Raw genomic sequence first — 19,276 nt, 5'->3', positions numbered from 1 at the left:
GGTTTTGTCTCCTGGTTAAAAGAACGGTCGAAAAAAATCAATCGGTGGGCAGCGCGTATTCGTCAGCGCTGAAGACGGTGTGAAACACAGTGCCATCGAACATGGCGATCAAATCTTTGGACACTTCGCGGCTTTCCATGCGCACGGCCGATGCCAGTGCGATCTCGATCGACTCACGACTGGGGTAACGCACCGACAGCACCATGCCGAAGTGCGGGTCGGCCACGTCGCTCTCAACTTGACGCAACACGCGCACTTCTTGGGCGCCCGGAAAACGTGTCCACAAAGGCACCAGCTTTTCGCGGATGTAGCGGTTGAAGGCGTCTTCCATACCGGGTTTGACGTTGCCTTGGAAAAATGCACAGCGGATGAACATGAAGGGCTTTCTAAAAATCAGAGGGCTGGATGCAAGCGGGTGTGCAAGGCGTTGAGCGCTTGCTCGACCATGTCCTGCACGGGTTCGGTGATGGGCAGTCGAATCACGTCGGGCTCATCGGCCTGGGGTTTTTCAAGGGTGCGGAATTGACTGTCCAGCAAGCCGGGTTGCATGTAATGGCCTACGCGTTGGTGCATGCGCTTTTGAATCAAGTCGAAATCGCCATCCAGGAAGACAAAACACACATCACCCGCTTGTTCACGGATGCGGTCGCGGTAAACGCGCTTGAGCGCCGAGCAGGCTACGACGCGGCCTTGCGCATGAGGTTGAGACAAGTAATTGCCGATGCGTTCCAGCCAGGGCCAACGGTCGTCATCCTGCAATGCAATACCTGCACGCATTTTGGCCACGCTCTCAGGCAGGTGCAGGTCATCGCCGTCGACCATGTCGAGACCCAGGCGCTCGCTCAAGGCGGCAGCCATGGTCGACTTGCCACAACCGGACACGCCCATGACGATCAGACGCAATGGCAGGTGATTCATGGCTTCAGACAGCGTCTCACTTCACCAGGCCTGAGCACTCGGGCACAGGCGTGAGCAAGGGCTGGCCGGAAATACCGGCTTGCATATTGGCAAAAGCCAGATCGGCCATGGCTTGACGCGTTTCGGTGGTGGCGCTGGCCATGTGCGGGGTCAGCACCACATTGCGCATGCCCCACAGGGCTTCGGGCACGTTCGGCTCGTTTGCAAATACATCAAGACCTGCGCCTGCGATGGTGCCGTTTTGCAGGGCTGCAATCAGGGCCTGTTCATCGACCACGCTGCCACGCGCCACGTTGATCAAAAAGCCTCGTGGTCCCAGCGCCTTGAGCACCTCGGCGTTGATGAGGTGCTTGGTGCCAGCACCACCAGGCGTGATGGCCACCAAAAAGTCCACATTCGCTGCCAGATCGGCGGCGGTTGGGTAAAACTTGAAACCGGAATCGGGCTTGGCTGTCCGTGCCGTGTAAGCGATCGACATGCCGAAGGCGCTGGCGCGTGTGGCGATGGCTTTGCCAATGCGGCCTAAGCCCACGATGCCTAGCCGCGCACCTGAGACCTTGCGGCCCAATGTCATGGGGCCGTTGGGCCATTGGCCTGCACGCACAAACTGGTCTGCTTGTGGAATGGCGCGGCCCACCGAAAGCACCAGACCCATGGCCAGATCAGCCACATCATCGGTCAGGACATCCGGAGTGTGGGTGACAGGGATGCCGTGTTCCATGACGGCAGGTACATCCACGCCGTCATAGCCCACGCCAAACACCGCGACCACTTTGGCGTTGGGCAGTTGTTCGATCAGGCTGCGCGGCACGCTAGCCTCACCCGTTCCGGCCACACCCAAAATTCGGGGGGCGAGGGCTGCAAAAGCAGCCGGGTCTGTCACATGCGTACGATCGTGCACGGTGTACAGCGATTCCAGAGCTTTTTGGAAGAAGGGGTGGAGTTTGGCCACGGCCAGCACATCGGGTTTAGACACTTCTCAACTCCTGCTCTTCACTCTCGGACAGCGCTGTCCGAGAGAAATAAAAAAAATGAACCTCTGGCAGTGGACCTATGACTTAGCTTGTCATGGAAAATATTCTTTGGACAAGATAGGTCATCAAAAACCTGTGGGATAGCGCTATCCTATAGACCTTGTGGCCCATCACCTCTACGGACAAACCCTTGTCAATCCATCTTGCCCAGAACAAAAAACACCGCGCCTCCGGGCGCGTCACCCTGAGCGATGTGGCCCGCGCTGCCGGTGTCAGCCCCAGCACTGTTTCGCGTGCATTGCGTGGTGAACGTGCCGTGGACCCGGCCCTGATCGAGCGCGTCACGTCCGTGTCGGACATGCTCGGCTACGTGCCCGATCCGGCGGCCAGGGCGCTCGCCTCGCAGCGCAGTGACCATGTGGGCATCCTGATTCCACTGTTGTCCAATGCCCTGTTTGTGGACCTGCTTGATGCCGCACAAACCAGTTTTCGCGCCGCCGGTTACCAAACCCTGATGGGCGTGACGCACTACAACCCCAGCGAAGAAGAGCAATTGCTGCGCGAGCAGTTGCTGCACCGCCCGGCCGGTTTGCTGGTCACCGGGCTGGACCACAACCCGGCCACCCGCCAGCTGATGGCCCGCAGCCAAGTGCCCTGCGTTCACCTGATGGATTTGCCCGCCAGCGACGGCGAAGCCTTGTACTGTGTGGGCTTTCGTCAAACCGATGCAGGCTCCGCCATGACGCGTCACCTTCTGGCCAGTGGTCGCCGCCGCATCGCCTTTGCCGCAGCGCAGCTTGATCCCCGTGTGATGCAACGCTTGTATGGTTGGCGTCACGCCCTGCAAGAGGTTGGTGCCTTCGACCCCACGTTGGAATTTCTCAACCCCGCACCCTCATCGCTGGCTTTGGGGGGGGTGATGTTTGAGCAAATCATGCAGCAGCGCCCAGCCGTGGACGCCATCTTTTTTTGCAACGACGACCTGGCCCAAGGCGCTTTGATGGCGGCGCTTCGCATGGGTGTCTCGGTGCCGCAGCAGGTCGCCATTGCAGGGTTCAACGACCTGACGGGCTCTGACCAGATGTTGCCGCCTCTGACCACCGTGCGAACACCGCGCGCGCGCATTGGCCAGGCGGCCGCCGACATGCTGCTGAGTCTCATGCGTGGTGAGGAGCCCGAGCAGCCTCAACTTGACCTGGGCTTCGAGATCGTGCAGCGGCAAAGCAGCTGAGGCGCTGTTAACCAGGGCTGCCTGGCCCATGCAGCACATGGATCAAGGGCTCGCCCCGGCTCAAACGGCCGATGTTCTCGGCCAGCGTCTCTTGGCGGCGGCGCACCGTGCCCGCTGTCCAGCCCGACATGTGGGGCGTCATCAGCACATTGTCCAGCGCCGCAAAATCGAACTTTGACGGTGCGCATTCGCTTTGTGTGGGGGTGGGGTATTGGTACCAAGTGTCGATCACGGCACCCCCAATCTGACGCGATTTCAGGGCCTCGTAAAGTGCGGTTTCATCGATCACCGCACCCCGGCCCACGTTGAGCAGCACCGCATCGGGCCGCATGGCGGCCAGGGCTGCCGCGTCCACCAGTCCTTGGGTGTTGTCGGTCAACGGCAGGCTGACCACCACCGCGTCGGCGCTGGCCATGAAGGTGTGCAAGTCGTCGAGTGTCCAGCTATGGTCCACCAAGGGGTGTTGGATGGGGCTGCGGTTGGCCACATGCACCCGCATGCCAAAGGCCTTGGCGCGATGGGCTGTGGCCTGCGCGATGTGCCCAAAGCCCAGCAGGCCCAAGGTTTGCGCGCCCATTTCGGTGCGCAGTGCGGCCGGGCGACCCGCCCAAAACGTCCAGCGGCCTTGGCGCAAATCCTGGTCTGCGCGGGCCAGTGGCACATGGCGCATCAGCAAAGCCGCCATCACGTATTCGGCAATCGCATTTTCGTGTCCAAAGCAATTGGCCAGTGTGCAGTGCGCGGGCAGCAAGGCGGTTGAGATGGCGTCGGTGCCCGCAGCCGGGGCGTGAAACAGCCGCGCCTTCAAGGGTTGGGGCATGGCGCGGTTGAGCTGGATGCCGATCACCACGTCCGCGTTTTCATACAGCGCTTGTTCGCCCGGCTGGTCCAGGCCATCAGTCAGGTCGCTGATGCGGTGCTGGGGCCCGATCAATGCTTCAAAACCTGGGCGGAAATTGGCCGCATTTTGGCCATGGAAAACGATGTTCAAAGGGGCAGTGTTCATGGCTTCTTGAAGGATCAAAGTGTGTTGAATCAGGCGTTCGTTGCTGAGCTTGTGGGGTCACGACAGAGGGTTTTTCGTTCAGTCTATGCCATGGGCGTTGGGCTGCCTTGTTGGCTCAACGACAATCGAGCCTTCATTTTGATGAAAGAACACCCCCATGAATCAGCTGAAAAAAGTCATTCTCTTCACCGACACCGATGGCCGTGCACGTTTTCGCGATGAATGGGTGCCCTTGGCCGAAGGCACGCCCCAAAGCCAGTTGTCGCCACTGATGGCGGCCAGCGCGTGCCAGTTGCGCCAAAGCCCGGTGGGCTTTCGCAGCACATTCCACTGCACCGGCAACCCACAGTGGTTGTTTGTGCTGGGTGGGCAAATGGAGATTTTTTTGCAAGACGGCAGCTCGCGCATTTTTGGGCCCGGCGAGTTTTTCTACTCGGCCGACACTTTGCCCGAGGGGGCCACATTCGATGCCACGGTACATGGCCACTGGAGTCGTCAGGTGGGGCCCGACCCACTGGTGACCTTGTTCGTGCGCGACTGAGACTCGCGCAGACAAAAAAAGAGCCCGCATCTGCGGGCTCTTTGTATTTTGGGGTGTTTGTGGATCAGCGACCGAAGCCACGACCACCACCACCGTTTCCACCGCGGTTACCACCGCCGTAGCCGCCACCACCGCCGCCGCCGCCATGGCGGCGACCGCCGCTGGCCAAGCTGTCGATGCTGGTGCGGGTTGGGTCAGGTTGGCCGCTGGTGCGCACGGGTTTGCGGTTGGGCAAGTCCAGACGCGCAAACTGAGTGGTTTTCAGTGGATCAATGTGGCGTGGCAATTCGTCGCCATCGTGACGGCGGCGGTCTTGTCCACCTTGCCCACCTTGTGGGCCGCGACCTGGGCCTCGGCCTTCAGGGCGTGGGCCACGTGGCGCGGGACGGCCTTGGCCGTCACCACGGTTGTCAAAGCGCGGATCGCCGCGTTGCTCTTGTCCTCGACCACCGTCACGACCACCTTCACGGCGACCATCGCCTTGGCCTTCAAAGCGGGGCGCGCCCTGTGGTCCATTTCGGCGTGATGGCGGAGGGCTGTTGCGCGAGGGACGGGGCTGGCCCTGACCTTCGGCGCGGGGTTGGCGTTGACCGCCACCACCACCGACGGCCACTTTGTTGTCGCGGATGCGTTGCATCATGTCTTGGCGTGCGGCCTTGGCGGCTGCGGCCATCACATCACGGCTTGGCGGCTTGCCTGCGCCGCCCCACAAGGTCTGGCGACCCATGGCGATAGGCTCGGCAATTTCGCCTGGCTCGGGGCCAAAACCTTCGAGCAATTGCACTGGAATCTCTTGCTTGGTGAAGCGCTCGATGTCCATCATGAAGCCTTCTTCGTCCAGACAGACCAGGCTCACCGCCTCGCCGCTGGCACCCGCACGGCCGGTGCGGCCAATGCGGTGCACGTAGTCTTCCGACACGTTCGGGATTTCAAAGTTCACGACGTGTGGCAAGTCTTCGATGTCGATGCCGCGTGCCGCAATGTCGGTGGCCACCAAGGCGCGGATCTCGCCACTCTTGAAACCGGCCAAAGCCTGGGTCCGGGCGGTCTGGCTCTTGTTGCCGTGCAGGGCCATGGCTTTCACGCCATTTTTGGTCAGGAAGTCGGCCACGTTGTTGGCACCGAACTTGGTGCGTGTGAACACCAGCACCTGGCTCCAGTCGTGCTTTTGAATGATGTGCAACAGCACGTCTTTTTTCTTGCTGCGGCCCACAGGGTGGATCACTTGTGTGATGCGCTGCACCGTGGTGTTGCTCGGAGTGACCTGGATGCTCTGGGGGTTCTTGAGAAGGTTGCCCGCCAACTCGCGGATCTCGTCGCTGAAGGTGGCCGAGAACAGCAGGCTTTGCTTGTCTTTGGGCACCAGGGCCAGCACTTTTTTCACGTCGTGGATGAAGCCCATGTCCAACATGCGGTCGGCTTCGTCGAGCACCAAAATTTCAACCGTCGACAGGTCCAGGAAACCCTGACCTTGCAGGTCGAGCAAACGACCGGGTGTAGCCACCAGAATGTCCACGCCTTTTTTGACCTTGCTGATCTGCGGGTTCATGCCCACACCACCAAAAATCACGGTGGAGTCGAGCTGCAGGTATTTGCCGTAGTCGCGCACCGACTCTTCGACCTGGGCAGCCAGCTCGCGGGTAGGGGTGAGGACCAAAGCGCGGATGGCTTTGCCGCCAAAGCGGTTTTTGCCCGGCTCACTCAGGCTCAGCTTGTGCAGCATGGGCAAGGTGAATGCGGCGGTTTTGCCGGTGCCGGTTTGTGCACCGGCCAACAAGTCTTGCCCGGCCAAAACGGCGGGAATGGCTTGGGCCTGAATGGGCGTGGGGTTCTCGTAGCCGAGCTCGCGCACAGCTTGCATGATGGCCGGAACCAAATTCAATTCTTCAAAGTTCATTTTTACAGAGCGCCATGTCCGGCGCGGGTATCGGCTCATTCAACTGCTGTTGGCAGTTACCAGTGTTGGCCGATAGGTCTTAGGGTGGGCATGGAAACCGCAGGCGCTTGTTTTGAGCGTTGCCTGGGTCAGGCCCCAGCAGAAGTGCTGATGTTGCGGCAACTGGAGGCTGCAACGGTATGCATTGTCGCACAAAGCAGAAAAAGCCCTGTGGATGTCCCTCACAGCTCAGCCCATGGGTTCAAACCCCAATGGCCTCCTCGGCCATGCGCCACTAGACTGCACCGCATCTACAAACCGCTCACAAGCATGACCATGAAACCATTTTCTGACCGCCGATCCTTTCTTCAAACTGCCGCTGTGGCCGCCACCGCCGTGGCCACCAGTGGCCCGTTGGTCCATGCCTGGGCGCAAACCAAGTGGCCTGCCAAACCCATTCGGATCATTGTGGCTTTCCCACCCGGCGGCTTGACCGACGCCTTGGCCCGCAGCTATGGCGAACACCTGTCTGGCAAGCTGGGTGTGCCCGTGGTCATCGACAACAAGCCCGGTGCAGGCGCCATCATCGGCATCGACGCGGCGGCCAAATCGCCCGCCGATGGCTACACCCTGGTCATGAGCACCTCGGGCACCTTTTGGCAAAACCGCATCTTGTATTCCAAGCTGCCCTACAACCTCGACAAAGACCTGACCCCCGTCACCGTGTTCCCCTCCGGCCCGCTGGTGGTGGGCATCAACGACAAGATCCCGGCCAACAACATGGCCGAATTTGTGGCTTGGGCCAAAAAGAACCCAACTTCCATGGGCACCTATGCCCCGGGCTCTTACCCGCATATGGTGGCCGACCAGACCAACCGCGTGCACGGTACCCAAATCCAGTCGGTGCATTACCGCGGCGAAGCACCCATGTGGCTGGATGTGGCGTCTGGCCAATCGCAAATTGCCGTGGGCAGCTATCTGGCCTTCAATGCGGTCGCCAGCCGTGGCGTGCGCGCCATTGGCGTGACGGGCAGCTACCGCTCGCCCAAACTGCCCAACGTGCCCACCCTCATGGAACAAGGTGACACTGCCAAGCTCGTGACTTTGGAAGGTGGCTTGCCCCTGGTGGCCCCCGCCGGAACGCCCGAGGCGGTGCTGAAGCTGCTGGCCGACGAAGCCGTGGCGTGGTCCAACACCGACAAAGCCGCCAAGCTGCGCGAGACCTTCGCCATCCCCAACAAGCCGAAAAATCTGGCCGGTACCCGCAAAGACTGGGAATCTGAAGTGCCCGTCTGGATCAAACTGGCGGTGGACTTGGGCATCAAGCTCGACTGACACGGAGGCCTTGGCGCTTCTTTGGTCTTGTCGGAGGGGCTTGAAGTCGCGGTTTAATCACGCCTTATGAACAAGATCGATCAGATGAGTTTTTTCGGCTTTGAGGCGGAAGCAGCAGCGACTGCACCCCCCAAGGCGACCAAAACACGCCCAGCCAAAGTGTCATCGCCTGTGGCGACAACGCCTGATGGGGTGCAAGCGGTTGCAGCGCCGCTTGTCGCTATGAACCTTTCAGTCCCCTCCGACGCCGAAGCCATGGCCCAAACCCTGTCGCAGCACCCTGACTTTCGTGTGTTGCGCCGTTTGGTGCCGCACAGCGATTACGGGCCAGTGAACGGGCAGGCGACCCGGCGCGTGATCGTGCTGGACACTGAAACCACCGGGCTCGACAGCAAGAACGAAAAAGTGATCGAGCTGGCCATGCTGTCGGTGTTGGTGGACGTGGCCTCGGGTTTGCCTGTGGGGCCCGTGACCATTTACGAGTCGTTCGAAGACCCGGGTAAGCCGATTCCGGCGCAGATCACCGAGATCACGGGCATTGACGACAGCATGGTGCAGGGCTTGCGCATCGACGACGCCGCCGTGACGGCGCTGGTGCAGCAGACCGATTTGATCGTGGCGCACAACGCCGGGTTTGACCGCCCGTTTGTCGAGGCGCGCTTTCCGGTGTTTGCAGGCAAAGCCTGGGCGTGTTCCTTCATGGGCATTGACTGGAAAAAAGAGGGCAGCGGCTCGGCCAAGCTGGAGTTTTTGGCTTCTGAACGCGGCTGGTTTTACGACGCGCACCGTGCCCAGGTGGACTGCCATGCGCTGTTGCAGGTGCTGGCTTCGCCGCTGGCCGACGGGCAAACGGGTTTGTCGCGCCTCTTGGCGGGGGCAGACCAGACGCGCTACAAGCTGCGCGCCACAGGGGCACCCTTTGAGGCCAAGGACAAGCTCAAGTCACGGGGCTACCGTTGGGACGGCGAAGGCCGGGTTTGGTGGTGCAGTGTGGGGTCTGACGACCTGCTGGACGCCGAATGCACTTGGTTGCGAGACGAGGTGTATGGCTGCCGCAGCGCTCGGGTGATGCTGGAAGCCCTCGACAGCTTGGTTCAGTATTCCAGCCGTTCGGGCTTGCAGACGGAGCGGCAGCTTTAGGAGTCCTGCACGCGGGGCGAATGCTGGTGGTCTGCGAACGGTCCACCGCGACGAGGGCGTCGCTCCCACATAGACAGTCTGGTACTGGGATCGCCCCATCTGTTTAACGCTGCATCACGGCAAGCTGGGATAATGCGCAGTTATTGGTATTTTTTCAGGCGGGTATAAATGGCTCAATACGTATTTTCGATGAACCGGGTTGGCAAGATCGTGCCGCCCAAACGTCACATTCTCAAAGACATTTCGCTGTCTTTCTTCCCTGGCGCCAAGATCGGCGTGCTGGGCACCAACGGCTCGGGCAAGTCCACTTTGCTCAAGATCATGGCGGGCATCGACAAGGAAATCGAAGGCGAAGCCATTCCCATGGCGGGCCTGAAGATCGGGTATCTGCCCCAAGAGCCGGTGATGGACCCAGAGCAGACCGTGCGTGAAGCGGTTGAAAGCGGCATGGGCGAGGTCAAGGCCGCACAAGCCCGCCTGGAAGAGGTGTACGCCGCCTACGCCGAAGAAGACGCCGACTTTGACGCTCTGGCCGCCGAGCAGGCCCAACTCGAAGCCATCATTTCGACCGCGGGTGACGCGTCTGAGCACCAACTCGAAATCGCCGCCGACGCGCTGCGCCTGCCCGCCTGGGACGCCATCATTGGCAAACTGTCGGGTGGTGAAAAGCGCCGTGTGGCGCTGTGCCGCCTGTTGTTGTCGCGCCCCGACATGCTGTTGCTCGACGAGCCGACCAACCACTTGGACGCTGAAAGCGTGGACTGGCTCGAGCTGTTCTTGCAGCGTTTCTCGGGCACTGTGGTGGCCATCACCCACGACCGTTACTTCCTTGACAATGCCGCCGAGTGGATTTTGGAACTCGACCGGGGCTCCGGCATTCCTTACAAAGGCAATTACTCCAGCTGGCTGGAGCAAAAAGACGCCCGTTTGGCCACCGAGCAGCGCACCGAAGACGCCCGCTCCAAAGCCATGAAGAAAGAATTGGAGTGGGCGCGAGCCAACCCCAAAGGCCGCCAAGCCAAGAGCAAGGCGCGTTTGGCCCGCTTCGAAGAGCTGTCCGATCACGAATACCAAAAACGCAACGAAACCCAGGAGATCTTCATCCCTGTGGCCGAGCGTCTGGGTAACGAGGTGTTCGAATTCAAAAACGTCAGCAAGTCCTTTGGCGACCGTTTGCTGATCGATAACCTGAGCTTCAAGGTGCCTGCGGGTGCCATCGTGGGCATCATCGGCCCCAACGGCGCGGGTAAATCGACCCTGTTCAAGCTGATCGCGGGCAAAGAGCAACCTGACAGCGGTGAAGTCACCATCGGCCAAACCGTGCGCATGGCCTTTGTGGACCAGAACCGTGACGACCTGGACAACAACAAAACCGTTTGGGAAGACGTCTCGGGCGGTCTGGACATCATCAACGTGGGCAAGTTCCAGATGGCCAGCCGCGCGTATTGCGGGCGCTTCAACTTCAACGGTGGCGACCAGCAAAAGAAGGTTGGCATGCTGTCGGGTGGTGAGCGCGGCCGTTTGCACCTGGCCAAAACCCTGATCGAAGGCGGCAACGTGTTGCTGTTGGACGAGCCCTCCAACGACTTGGACGTGGAAACCTTGCGCGCTTTGGAAGACGCGCTGCTGGAATTCGCGGGCTCCATCATGGTGATCAGCCACGACCGCTGGTTCCTGGACCGCATTGCGACGCACATCCTGGCCGCCGAAGGCGACAGCCAGTGGGTGTTCTTTGACGGCAACTACCAAGAGTACGAAGCCGACAAGAAACGCCGTCTGGGCGAAGAGGGTGCCAAGCCCAAGCGCGTGCGCTTCAAGGCTTTGAAGTAATCAGCTGCTTTGCACAAAACAACGGGCCCTTCGGGGCCCGTTGTTGTTGGTGTCTGCTGAGAAGCCTTGTGTTTTTTGGGAGGCCGCCCCTGCGGCCGAATGCGCGCCCAGGCAGAACCAAGATTCGCGAGCAGGGGCTCGCTCCCAAGCTATGAGCCTCTTTCCTTTTACGGGATGGTCAGCTTGGCCCGCGCCTTGTCTGCCCACAGTTGCAAACTGGCCATCAGGTCTTTTTGGCTGAACGAGCAGCTTTCTTCGCTGAACAGCGCGCTGGCCTCGATGCGGTCAAGCAGGTTGCCCAGCACTTCCCCAAACTTGTCGGGCAAGGGCAAGCTGGCGGCACTGCTACGCCATTGGCGGATCATGTCGCTTTGTGCCAGTTGGCCTTGGGTGCATGCCGTCAGCGCTTCGGTCATGCGGTCGAGTGTGTCAAGGGCGGTGCTCATGGGCCATGTGTCTCCTGCCAAGTCTGTTCGCCATCGCGTGTGTGTTTTCGAGGTCACAATCATGCCCCATGAAAGCCAAACCTCTCAAACCCATGCGCCTGGAAGACATTCTGTTTTGCCAGGGTTTTGGCATCCGCCGCGTGTGCGCGGGCCTGGTCCAGCAGGGCCATGTGCAAGTCGACGGCCAAACCGTCACCGATGCCGGCGAGTTTTTTGATTTGGAGGGCCTGCAGTTCAGGGTGCAAGGCACCGATTGGCCCTTCAAGGACAAAGCCTACGTGCTCCTCAACAAGCCCACAGGCACCGAGTGCTCGCAAAAACCCTCCACCTGGCCAAGCATCTACACCCTGCTGCCCGCGCCTTTGCGCCAGCGCCCACAAAAAGCGGCGGTGCAGGGCGTGCAGGCGGTGGGGCGACTCGACCAAGACACCACAGGTTTGTTGTTGCTGACCGATGACGGCCAGTTCATCCACAAGATGAGCTCGCCCAAGCACCATGTGCCCAAGGTGTACGAGGTGACCACCAAGCACCCGATCACGCCAGAGATGGTGAACAAGTTGCTCACGGGGGTGGTGCTCGACGACGACCCCAAGCCCGTAAAAGCCGCCGCTTGCGAGGCGGTGGGTGAGTTGCACCTGAAGCTGACACTGACAGAGGGCAAATACCACCAAGTCAAGCGCATGCTGGCGGCGGTGGGCAACCGGGTGGAGGGGCTGCACCGCTCGCAAATTGGCGGTTTGGTTTTGGGGGATTTGGCCCCAGGTCAGTGGCGCTGGTTGACCGACGACGACCTGGCTTTGCTCAAGCCCTAAAGTTGCTGGATGAAGGCCTGAACAGCCCGAGCCACGGCCTCTGGTTGGTCGCGGTGGGGTGAGTGGCCGCAATCGGGCAGTTTGAGCAGCTGTGCATGGGGCACGACGCGAGCCATGTCGTCGATCTGGGCCATGGTGCCGTAGGGGTCGCCTTCGCCTTGGATGGCCAGCAAGGGTGCGCGGATGCCGCCCAGTTCGGGGCGGATATCGAAGTCGTGGAAGCCGGGGCTGAGCCAGACATCATTCCACTGCCAAAACGCGCAGTCCACATTCGCGTGATAGGGGGCAAGGCGCTGGCGCAGGGGTCCGTGTTCATAGGCTTGCCGAGCCGCCAGGATGGCCTGAAGCGAGATGTCTTCGACCATCACATGCGGTGCCATGACCACGCAACCAGCCACCTCAAAACGGCTGGCATGGATCAGGGCGATGGTGCCGCCATCCGAGTGGCCCAGCAAAACAGGGCGCTGGATGTTGAGCGCCTCCAGCAAGGCGGGCAAAACTTCCAAGGCTTCGCGGTGCATGTAGTCGGGCTGCAGACGGCCGTGGCGCACGCCCTCTCTTTCGCCCGAAGGGCCGCGCACATCGACCACCGGATCGGACCGGCCATAGCCTTGGCGCGAATAGACCAAGCCCGCGCAGCCTAGGCGCTGGCACAGGCTTGCTGGCCAGTCGCGCCACATGGAGACGCTGCCCAAGCCTTCGTGCAGAAAAACGAGGGTGTGCGGGGGGCTGATTTTCTCTTCAGGCTGCCAGTGCGCGACTTCCAATGTTAGTTTTTCCAAAGAGATGGTCGTTGTCATGGGTTGGGGCATCTTGGGTCCTGAATCGGCGTTTACACTCGGATGTGATTTTGAAAGTGTTTTGTGATTGATTTGCGTTGGGTGTCTCGAATTTTTGTGAGCGCGGTTGGGGCTCTTTTGTTTGGCGGCATGACCGCTCAGGCCCAATCCCCGGTTTTTGTCCTCAATTCCCTGGATGGCAATGTCAGTGTGATCGATCCTGTCACCTGGAAAGAAAAAAAGCGCATCCCTACGGGCAAAGAGCCCCATCACCTGTACCTCACACCCGATGAAAAGTCGGTCATCGTGGCCAACGCCATGAGTGACTCGCTGACTTTCATCGACCCTCGCACCGCCGAGGTTCAGCGCACTGTAACCGGCATTCTGGACCCGTATCACCTCCGGTTCTCCCCAGACATGAAATGGTTGGTGATCGCCGCCAACCGCCTAGATCACGTGGATATCTACCGCTGGGATGGGCAAAACCCGACCTTGGCCAAGCGCATCTCAACCGGTAAGACGCCCAGCCACCTGTGGATCGACAGCCAGAGCAAGACCGCTTGGGTTTCGATGCAGGACAGCGACGAGATCGTGGCGATTGACTTGGGAAAGCAAACCCTCAAATCTCGCACGCCGGTTGGCCCCATGCCAGCGGATGTTTTCGGCACGCCGGATGACAAATTCTTGCTGGTCGGATTGACCGGTGGAGACGGGGTCGAGGTGTACGACATCGCCAACGGCCAAGCCAAACTCGTCAAAAAAATCACCACCGGTAAGGGGGCGCATGCGTTTCGGGCACTGGGCGACAAACGCCATGTGCTGGTCAGCAACCGCGTGACCAACACCATCAGTCAGATCGACTACACCCAGATGACCGTAGTGGCTGACTTTCCAGGCCCCGCGGGTCCAGACTGCATGGACATCACGGCCGATGGCAAAACCATTCTGGTGGCCTCGCGCTGGGCCAGGAAACTGACGGTGATCGACATCGCCACGCGCAAAGTGGTGCGGCAGGTACGGGTTGGTAAATCACCCCACGGGGTGTGGACACTGGACCATGCGCCACGCTTTTGAGTGGTGCCGTAAGTTCCTGGCCTGCGCCTTTGGGGTGTGCAGTTTTACCGTTGTCGCGGCCACATGTGACAAGCCCGTTTATTTGACCTTTGACACCGGCCATATGGGCGTGGCCCCATTGATCGCTGAAGTCTTGCAGCGACAACAGGTGCCAGTCACTTTTTTTGCGGCGCATGAAAAAACCCGAGAGGGCGATGGCACTTTGGGCCAGCATTGGGCCCCTTGGTGGCGGGCACGGGCCGCAGAGGGCCACGCCTTCGCCTCGCACACTTGGGACCACGCTTATTGGCGCGCCGACCTGCAAGAGGGCAACGCCTGGCAATTCCGAATCCGCCCCAGCGCAGGCGAGCGGGCAGGCCAAACCTTCACCTGGACCGCTGCACAGTATTGCGACAACTTGCGCCAAGCTGCCCAGCGTTTGCAGACCTTGACCGGACAAGCACCCCTGCCCCTGTTCAGGGCGCCGGGCGGTAAAACCTCTGCCCGCTTGATCGACGCCGCTCGGCAATGCGGCTTTGCCCATGTGGGCTGGTCCGATGCTGGTTTTTTGGGCGATGAGCTGTCCAGCACAACCCACCCCAACGCCCAATTGCTTGCAAAGGCGCTGAAAAACATCCGCGCTGGCGACATCCTGATGGCGCATTTGGGCATCTGGTCGCGCCAAGATCCGTGGGCCCCGGCCGTGCTGGAGCCACTGATCATGGGCCTGAAGGCGCGGGGCCTGTGTTTCGCCACTTTGCGTGAGCACCCGGCTTACCGGGACTGGGTGCGACAGCGCCCCTTGACCCTGTCGGTTTTGTCCGATTCACAACAATAAAGCCATGGACTTTTTGATCGACCTGTTTGACCGCTGTCAGCAGACGCTTTTCGAGGCGGTCGTGCAGCCCATCGCCTTTGCTTTGGGACAGGGCCATCTGCTGGACAAGGCTTATGAAGGCACAGGCTGGGTGGTGGTGGGCCTTTTGCAATTGCTCGTGATGGGGGTCGTGATCGGCCCCATGCAGCGGCGCTGGCCTGCGGAGCCGATGCGCGACCGACAGGCAGTGTGGGTCGATGTGGTGTACACCCTGATCCACCGCTTGGGCTTGTTCAAGCTGGGCATGTTTTTCACGCTCGACTACGCTTTTGAGCAAGGCCTGGGTGTGCTGCGGGTCTGGGGCTTGCCCACGTTGCACTTGGATGGTTTGTGGCCTGGGGTGACCGATCTGGCCCTGGTCAGTTTCGTGCTCTATTTGGTCGTCTTTGATTTTGTCCACTACTGGATTCACCGGGCTCAACACCAATCCAACACCTGGTGGGCCTTGCATGCCTTGCACCATTCACAGCGGCAGATGACCATGTGGAGTGACAACCGCAACCATTTGCTGGACGACATGCTCACCAGCCTGATCTTGTCGGCCGTGGCCGTGCTGATTGGGGTGGGGCCGGGGCAGTTTGTGGCGCTGGTGGCGATCAGCCAGCTGAGCGAAAACTTCCAGCATGCCAATGTGCGCATCTGGTTTGGTCGCGTGGGTGAGCGCCTGTGGGTCAGCCCCCGTTTTCACCGCAGGCACCACAGCATTGGCATTGGCCACGAGTCCCAATCGCAGGGCCGCACCGTGCTGGGCGGCTGCAACTTCGGGGTGTTGTTGCCTTGGTGGGACATGTTGTTTGGCACCGCCGACTTTCAGCTGCGTTACGACCCGACAGGTGTGCGCGACCAGGTGGAGCAGGGCCGCGACTACGGCGCAAGCTTTTGGGCCCAACAGCGGCAGGGCTTGGGGCGGCTGCTGGGCCGCAGCTGAGTCTGCGCACCTGGCCTTGGCCTGGCGGTGTTGCCGCATTCAACTGTTAAGCTTTGATCCATGAAACTCTTGATCGATTCCTTTTGGCGCGCGGCGATGTATTGCCTGTACCCCCGGGTGATCGGCTTGTCGTTTTTACCGCTGGTGCTGATCGTGGCCCTGTCCTGGTTGTTGGGTTATCTGTATTGGGACATCGCCGTTTCCTGGGTGCGGGCTTGGCTGGACGCCTCCAGCTGGCTGACTGTCGTTTGGCGCTGGCTCGAAGGCATCGGCTTGCCTGACCTGAAAACGGTGGTCGCGCCTTTGCTCGTGATTTTCTCGGTCACCCCTTTGGTGGTGGTGGCGTCCTTGTTGGCGGTTTCGTTCTTGATGACGCCTTCGCTGACCCGTCTGGTGGCCGATCGGCGCTTCGCAGGCTTGCAGCGCAAGCAAGGTGGCAGCCTGACGCGGAGCCTGTGGTGGACTTTTTTATCCTTGCTGCTGGCGCTGGGCGCCTTGTTGCTGACCTTGCCCATGTGGCTGGTGCCGCCCTTGGCCATGGTGCTGCCCGCACTGATTTGGGGGTGGCTCACCTACCGCGTCATGGCCTTTGATGTGTTGGCCGAGTTCGCCAGCGCCGAAGAGCGCCACAGTCTTATGGCCCGCCACCGCATGAGCTTTTTGAGCATGGGCGTGGTCACGGGTCTCATGGGCGCTGCACCCAGCCTGGTGTGGGCCTCTGGTGCCGTGTTTGCCGCCGCCTTTGTGATTTTGGTGCCCGTGGCCATCTGGATTTACACCCTGGTATTTGCGTTTTCTTCGCTGTGGTTTGCCCACTTTGCGCTGGCGGCTTTGCAGGCACTGCGCCATGAACCGCATCGCGCAACCGTCGATGATGTCCAGCCCTCTGTGCCTGCTTCTCCCCATGCCATGGCCCGGCTGAGCGCAGGCCCTGAAGACAAAGCCGACAGCGTCACCGATGTCGAGCCGCGCTCCAGCCATTGAACCCCATTCCTTTTCCTTCTTGACCACCATGACCCCCACCTTTGGCCTGATCATCATTGGCGACGAAATCATGTCCGGCAAACGCCAGGACAAGCACATGCCCAAAGTCATCGAATTGATGAACGAGCGCGGCCTGAATCTGGGCTGGGCCGAGTACGTGGGCGATTCGCCCGAGCGCATCACCGCCACGTTGAAGCGCGCTTTCGCCTCGGCCGACGTGGTGTTCAGCTGCGGCGGCATTGGGGCCACACCAGACGACCACACCCGCCAATGTGCGGGCAAAGCGCTGGGTGTGCCGCTGGCCTTGCACCCCGAAGCCAAGCGCTTGATTCAAGAGCGCATGCAGGACACCGCCAAAGAGCAGGGCGTGGCTTACGAGCCGGAGCGTCCGGACAACGTCCACCGCCTGAACATGGGCGTGTTCCCCGAAGGGTCGGCCATCATCTGCAACCCGTACAACAAGATTCCCGGCTTCAGCTGCACAGGCCCGGGGGGCGGCACGGTGCACTTTGTGCCTGGCTTCCCAGTCATGGCTTGGCCGATGATCGAATCGGTGCTGGACAGCCACTACAGCGCCCATTTCCGGCGCAACGCGTACATCGAAAAGTCGGTGATCGTTCTCGGTGCGATGGAAGCCACCCTGACCCCCTTGATGGAATCCATCGAAGCCGCGCACCCTGGCGTCAAGGTGTTCAGTTTGCCCAGCGTCGACCATCCGCAGTGGGGCCGACACATTGAGCTGGGCGTCAAAGGCGAACCGTCAGATGCCGAAAAGGCCTACCTGGACCTGCGACAGGGCCTGACCGCCTTTCCATTGGAATACGGCCCCGAATTGGTGCGTTGATTGAATATTCACTTTTATGGTGCAAATTGCACCATAAAAGTGCATTTGACGCCTGCTGAAGTCAGTTCGGACGCGGCGCTCTGGGCTTGAAAGGCGGTTTGTGGCCGTGTTGCAAGGCGCCCAAGCCCGTCGGTCGCTCTTTTTTATCCGGCGCAAATGCCGAATCGGTCACCCACAAGGCACAATCTAGGGTTGTTCGTGAGCGGTTTTTGGCCTCGAGTTGGCACAGAAACTGCAAGACCTGTGAGCAAGCTTTTTAACCCCTTTCCATTCAGGAGAATTTGATGGCCAAGACCGTCGCAGACGTGATGAAGATGGTGAAAGAGAACGAAGTCAAGTTCGTTGACTTCCGTTTCACCGATACCCGTGGCAAATGGCAGCACATCACTGCGCCCGTGTCGCAGTTTGACGAAAGCAAGTTCGAAGACGGTCAAGCGTTTGACGGTTCTTCCATTGCTGGCTGGAAAGGCATTGAAGCTTCGGACATGTTGTTGATCCCCGATGCCAACAGCGCCATCATCGACCCCTTCTTCGAAGAAGTCACACTGGTTCTGATCTGCGACGTGATCGAGCCCACAGACGGCAAGGCCTACGAGCGTGACCCACGTTCGATCGCCAAGCGCGCTGAGACTTACCTCAAGCAATCGGGCCTGGGCGACACCGCCTACTTCGGTCCCGAGCCAGAATTCTTCTTGTTCGACGAAGTGCGTTGGAGCACCGAGCCAAACAACACTTTCTACGCCATCGACGAAGCTGAAGCCCCATGGAACAGCGGCACCAAGATGGACGGCGGCAACAAAGGCCACCGTAACCGCGTCAAGGGTGGCTACTTCCCAGTGCCTCCAGTCGACAGCACACACGACATGCGCAGCGAAATGTCGCTGATCCTCGAATCCGTGGGCATCCCGGTCGAAGTGCACCACCACGAAGTGGCGGGCGCTGGTCAGTGCGAAATCGGCACCAAGTTCTCCACATTGGTTGAGCGCGCTGACTGGACACTGCTGCAAAAGTACGTGATCCACAACGTGGCCAACGCTTACGGCAAAACCGCTACTTTCATGCCCAAGCCTTACGCTGGCGACAACGGTTCCGGCATGCACGTTCACCAGTCCATCTGGAAAGACGGCAAGAACCTGTTTGCAGGCAATGGCTACGCTGGTTTGTCTGAATTCGCTTTGTTCTACATCGGCGGCATCATCAAGCACGCCCGTGCCCTGAACGCGATCACCAACCCCGGCACCAACAGCTACAAGCGTTTGGTTCCTCACTACGAAGCCCCGGTCAAGTTGGCCTACTCGGCCAAGAACCGCTCCGCTTCGATCCGTATCCCCAACGTCGCCAGCGACAAGGGCCGCCGCGTGGAAGCCCGCTTCCCCGATCCATTGTGCAACCCTTACCTGGGCTTCGCAGCCTTGTTGATGGCGGGCTTGGACGGTATCGAAAACAAGATCCACCCCGGCGAAGCAGCAACCAAAGACCTGTACCACCTGCCTCCAGAAGAAGACAAGTTGGTCCCCACCGTTTGCTCCAGCTTGGACCAAGCTTTGGACGCACTGAACGCCGACCGCGCTTTCTTGACCAAGGGTGGCGTGTTCACCGACTCGTGGATCGACGCTTACATCGAATTGAAGATGCAAGAAGTCAACCGCAGCCGCGTCGAAGTGTCGCCTGTCGAATACGACATGTACTACTCGCTGTAAGC

At 60.3% G+C, this 19,276-nt stretch carries 19 protein-coding genes; 12 read left to right on the top strand and 7 right to left on the bottom strand.

The window, feature by feature from the left end:
* Window positions 1–37 precede the first annotated feature (37 nt).
* Genes ACZ5SR_RS11920 through ACZ5SR_RS11910 form a run of 3 tightly spaced genes read right to left on the bottom strand, consistent with a single transcriptional unit; the run spans window position 38 to window position 1,894 of the window.
* Window positions 38–376 (bottom strand): hypothetical protein, encoded by a 339-nt coding sequence (locus ACZ5SR_RS11920; protein WP_108286462.1) that lies wholly within the window; start codon window positions 374–376, stop codon window positions 38–40.
* Window positions 377–393: 17 nt separating this feature from the next.
* Window positions 394–918 carry a gluconokinase gene (locus ACZ5SR_RS11915; RefSeq protein WP_464448880.1) on the bottom strand — a complete coding sequence of 175 codons (525 nt, stop codon included), beginning with the start codon at window positions 916–918 and terminating at the stop codon, window positions 394–396.
* Between the two features lie 16 nt (window positions 919–934).
* Window positions 935–1,894 carry a 2-hydroxyacid dehydrogenase gene (locus ACZ5SR_RS11910; protein ID WP_464448879.1) on the bottom strand — a complete coding sequence of 320 codons (960 nt, stop codon included), beginning with the start codon at window positions 1,892–1,894 and terminating at the stop codon, window positions 935–937.
* Window positions 1,895–2,082: 188 nt separating this feature from the next.
* Here ACZ5SR_RS11910 and gntR point away from each other — a divergent pair, with 188 nt between their 5' ends.
* Window positions 2,083–3,123: an HTH-type transcriptional regulator GntR gene (gene gntR / locus ACZ5SR_RS11905; protein WP_464448878.1), complete on the top strand. Its 1,041-nt coding sequence runs from the start codon at window positions 2,083–2,085 to the stop codon at window positions 3,121–3,123.
* Between the two features lie 7 nt (window positions 3,124–3,130).
* Here the strand turns inward: gntR and ACZ5SR_RS11900 are convergent, their stop codons facing one another.
* Window positions 3,131–4,129, bottom strand: a complete 999-nt coding sequence (locus ACZ5SR_RS11900; protein ID WP_464448877.1) for a 2-hydroxyacid dehydrogenase — start codon at window positions 4,127–4,129, stop codon at window positions 3,131–3,133.
* A gap of 157 nt (window positions 4,130–4,286) precedes the next feature.
* Between ACZ5SR_RS11900 and ACZ5SR_RS11895 the strand changes: the two genes are divergently transcribed.
* Window positions 4,287–4,670 (top strand): cupin domain-containing protein, encoded by a 384-nt coding sequence (locus ACZ5SR_RS11895; protein ID WP_464448876.1) that lies wholly within the window; start codon window positions 4,287–4,289, stop codon window positions 4,668–4,670.
* 64 nt (window positions 4,671–4,734) lie between these two features.
* Here ACZ5SR_RS11895 and ACZ5SR_RS11890 read toward each other — a convergent pair whose 3' ends face one another.
* Window positions 4,735–6,567, bottom strand: coding sequence for a DEAD/DEAH box helicase (locus ACZ5SR_RS11890; RefSeq protein WP_464448875.1), 1,833 nt, complete (start codon window positions 6,565–6,567; stop codon window positions 4,735–4,737).
* Window positions 6,568–6,882: 315 nt separating this feature from the next.
* Here ACZ5SR_RS11890 and ACZ5SR_RS11885 point away from each other — a divergent pair, with 315 nt between their 5' ends.
* From ACZ5SR_RS11885 to ettA, 3 genes are all read left to right on the top strand, one after another.
* Window positions 6,883–7,881, top strand: a complete 999-nt coding sequence (locus ACZ5SR_RS11885) for a Bug family tripartite tricarboxylate transporter substrate binding protein (RefSeq protein ID WP_464448874.1) — start codon at window positions 6,883–6,885, stop codon at window positions 7,879–7,881.
* 222 nt (window positions 7,882–8,103) lie between these two features.
* On the top strand, window positions 8,104–9,021 hold the full coding sequence (locus tag ACZ5SR_RS11880) for a 3'-5' exonuclease (RefSeq protein ID WP_464451120.1): 918 nt from the start codon (window positions 8,104–8,106) through the stop codon (window positions 9,019–9,021).
* Between the two features lie 168 nt (window positions 9,022–9,189).
* The gene (gene ettA / locus ACZ5SR_RS11875; RefSeq protein ID WP_464448872.1) at window positions 9,190–10,851 is read left to right on the top strand and encodes an energy-dependent translational throttle protein EttA; all 1,662 of its coding nucleotides are present in this window, start codon (window positions 9,190–9,192) and stop codon (window positions 10,849–10,851) included.
* Between the two features lie 167 nt (window positions 10,852–11,018).
* Here ettA and ACZ5SR_RS11870 read toward each other — a convergent pair whose 3' ends face one another.
* Window positions 11,019–11,297 (bottom strand): hypothetical protein, encoded by a 279-nt coding sequence (locus tag ACZ5SR_RS11870; protein ID WP_464448871.1) that lies wholly within the window; start codon window positions 11,295–11,297, stop codon window positions 11,019–11,021.
* Window positions 11,298–11,389: 92 nt separating this feature from the next.
* Here ACZ5SR_RS11870 and ACZ5SR_RS11865 point away from each other — a divergent pair, with 92 nt between their 5' ends.
* Complete coding sequence (locus tag ACZ5SR_RS11865) at window positions 11,390–12,109, top strand: pseudouridine synthase (RefSeq protein ID WP_464451047.1); 720 nt, start codon at window positions 11,390–11,392, stop codon at window positions 12,107–12,109.
* On the opposite strand, the gene ACZ5SR_RS11860 is transcribed toward ACZ5SR_RS11865, so the two are convergent.
* Entirely contained in the window at window positions 12,106–12,909 is an 804-nt protein-coding gene (locus ACZ5SR_RS11860) for an alpha/beta fold hydrolase (protein ID WP_464448870.1), read from the bottom strand. The genes ACZ5SR_RS11865 and ACZ5SR_RS11860 overlap by 4 nt on opposite strands.
* Before the next feature lie 129 nt (window positions 12,910–13,038).
* On the opposite strand from ACZ5SR_RS11860, the gene ACZ5SR_RS11855 reads away from it, so the two are divergent.
* The 6 genes from ACZ5SR_RS11855 to glnA all read left to right on the top strand — a co-directional run bounded on the left by ACZ5SR_RS11855 (window position 13,039) and on the right by glnA (window position 19,274).
* A complete protein-coding gene (locus ACZ5SR_RS11855) occupies window positions 13,039–13,962 on the top strand; it encodes a YVTN family beta-propeller repeat protein (RefSeq protein WP_464451046.1) in 924 nt (307 codons plus the stop codon).
* Entirely contained in the window at window positions 13,946–14,779 is an 834-nt protein-coding gene (locus ACZ5SR_RS11850) for a polysaccharide deacetylase family protein (protein ID WP_464448869.1), read from the top strand. Before ACZ5SR_RS11855 ends, ACZ5SR_RS11850 begins: the two co-directional genes overlap by 17 nt.
* A 4-nt stretch (window positions 14,780–14,783) precedes the next feature.
* Window positions 14,784–15,746: a sterol desaturase family protein gene (locus ACZ5SR_RS11845; protein WP_464448868.1), complete on the top strand. Its 963-nt coding sequence runs from the start codon at window positions 14,784–14,786 to the stop codon at window positions 15,744–15,746.
* 60 nt (window positions 15,747–15,806) lie between these two features.
* Entirely contained in the window at window positions 15,807–16,730 is a 924-nt protein-coding gene (locus ACZ5SR_RS11840) for an EI24 domain-containing protein (protein WP_464448867.1), read from the top strand.
* A 28-nt stretch (window positions 16,731–16,758) separates the two neighbouring features.
* Window positions 16,759–17,574 (top strand): competence/damage-inducible protein A, encoded by an 816-nt coding sequence (locus ACZ5SR_RS11835; RefSeq protein WP_464448866.1) that lies wholly within the window; start codon window positions 16,759–16,761, stop codon window positions 17,572–17,574.
* A 284-nt stretch (window positions 17,575–17,858) separates the two neighbouring features.
* Window positions 17,859–19,274, top strand: a complete 1,416-nt coding sequence (gene glnA, locus ACZ5SR_RS11830; protein WP_464448865.1) for a type I glutamate--ammonia ligase — start codon at window positions 17,859–17,861, stop codon at window positions 19,272–19,274.
* Window positions 19,275–19,276: the final 2 nt, after the last annotated feature.

Source organism: Limnohabitans sp. TEGF002 (assembly GCF_055395845.1).
The sequence above is the reverse complement of the archived record's forward strand: the minus strand, read 5'-3'. Positions and strand labels throughout refer to the sequence as shown.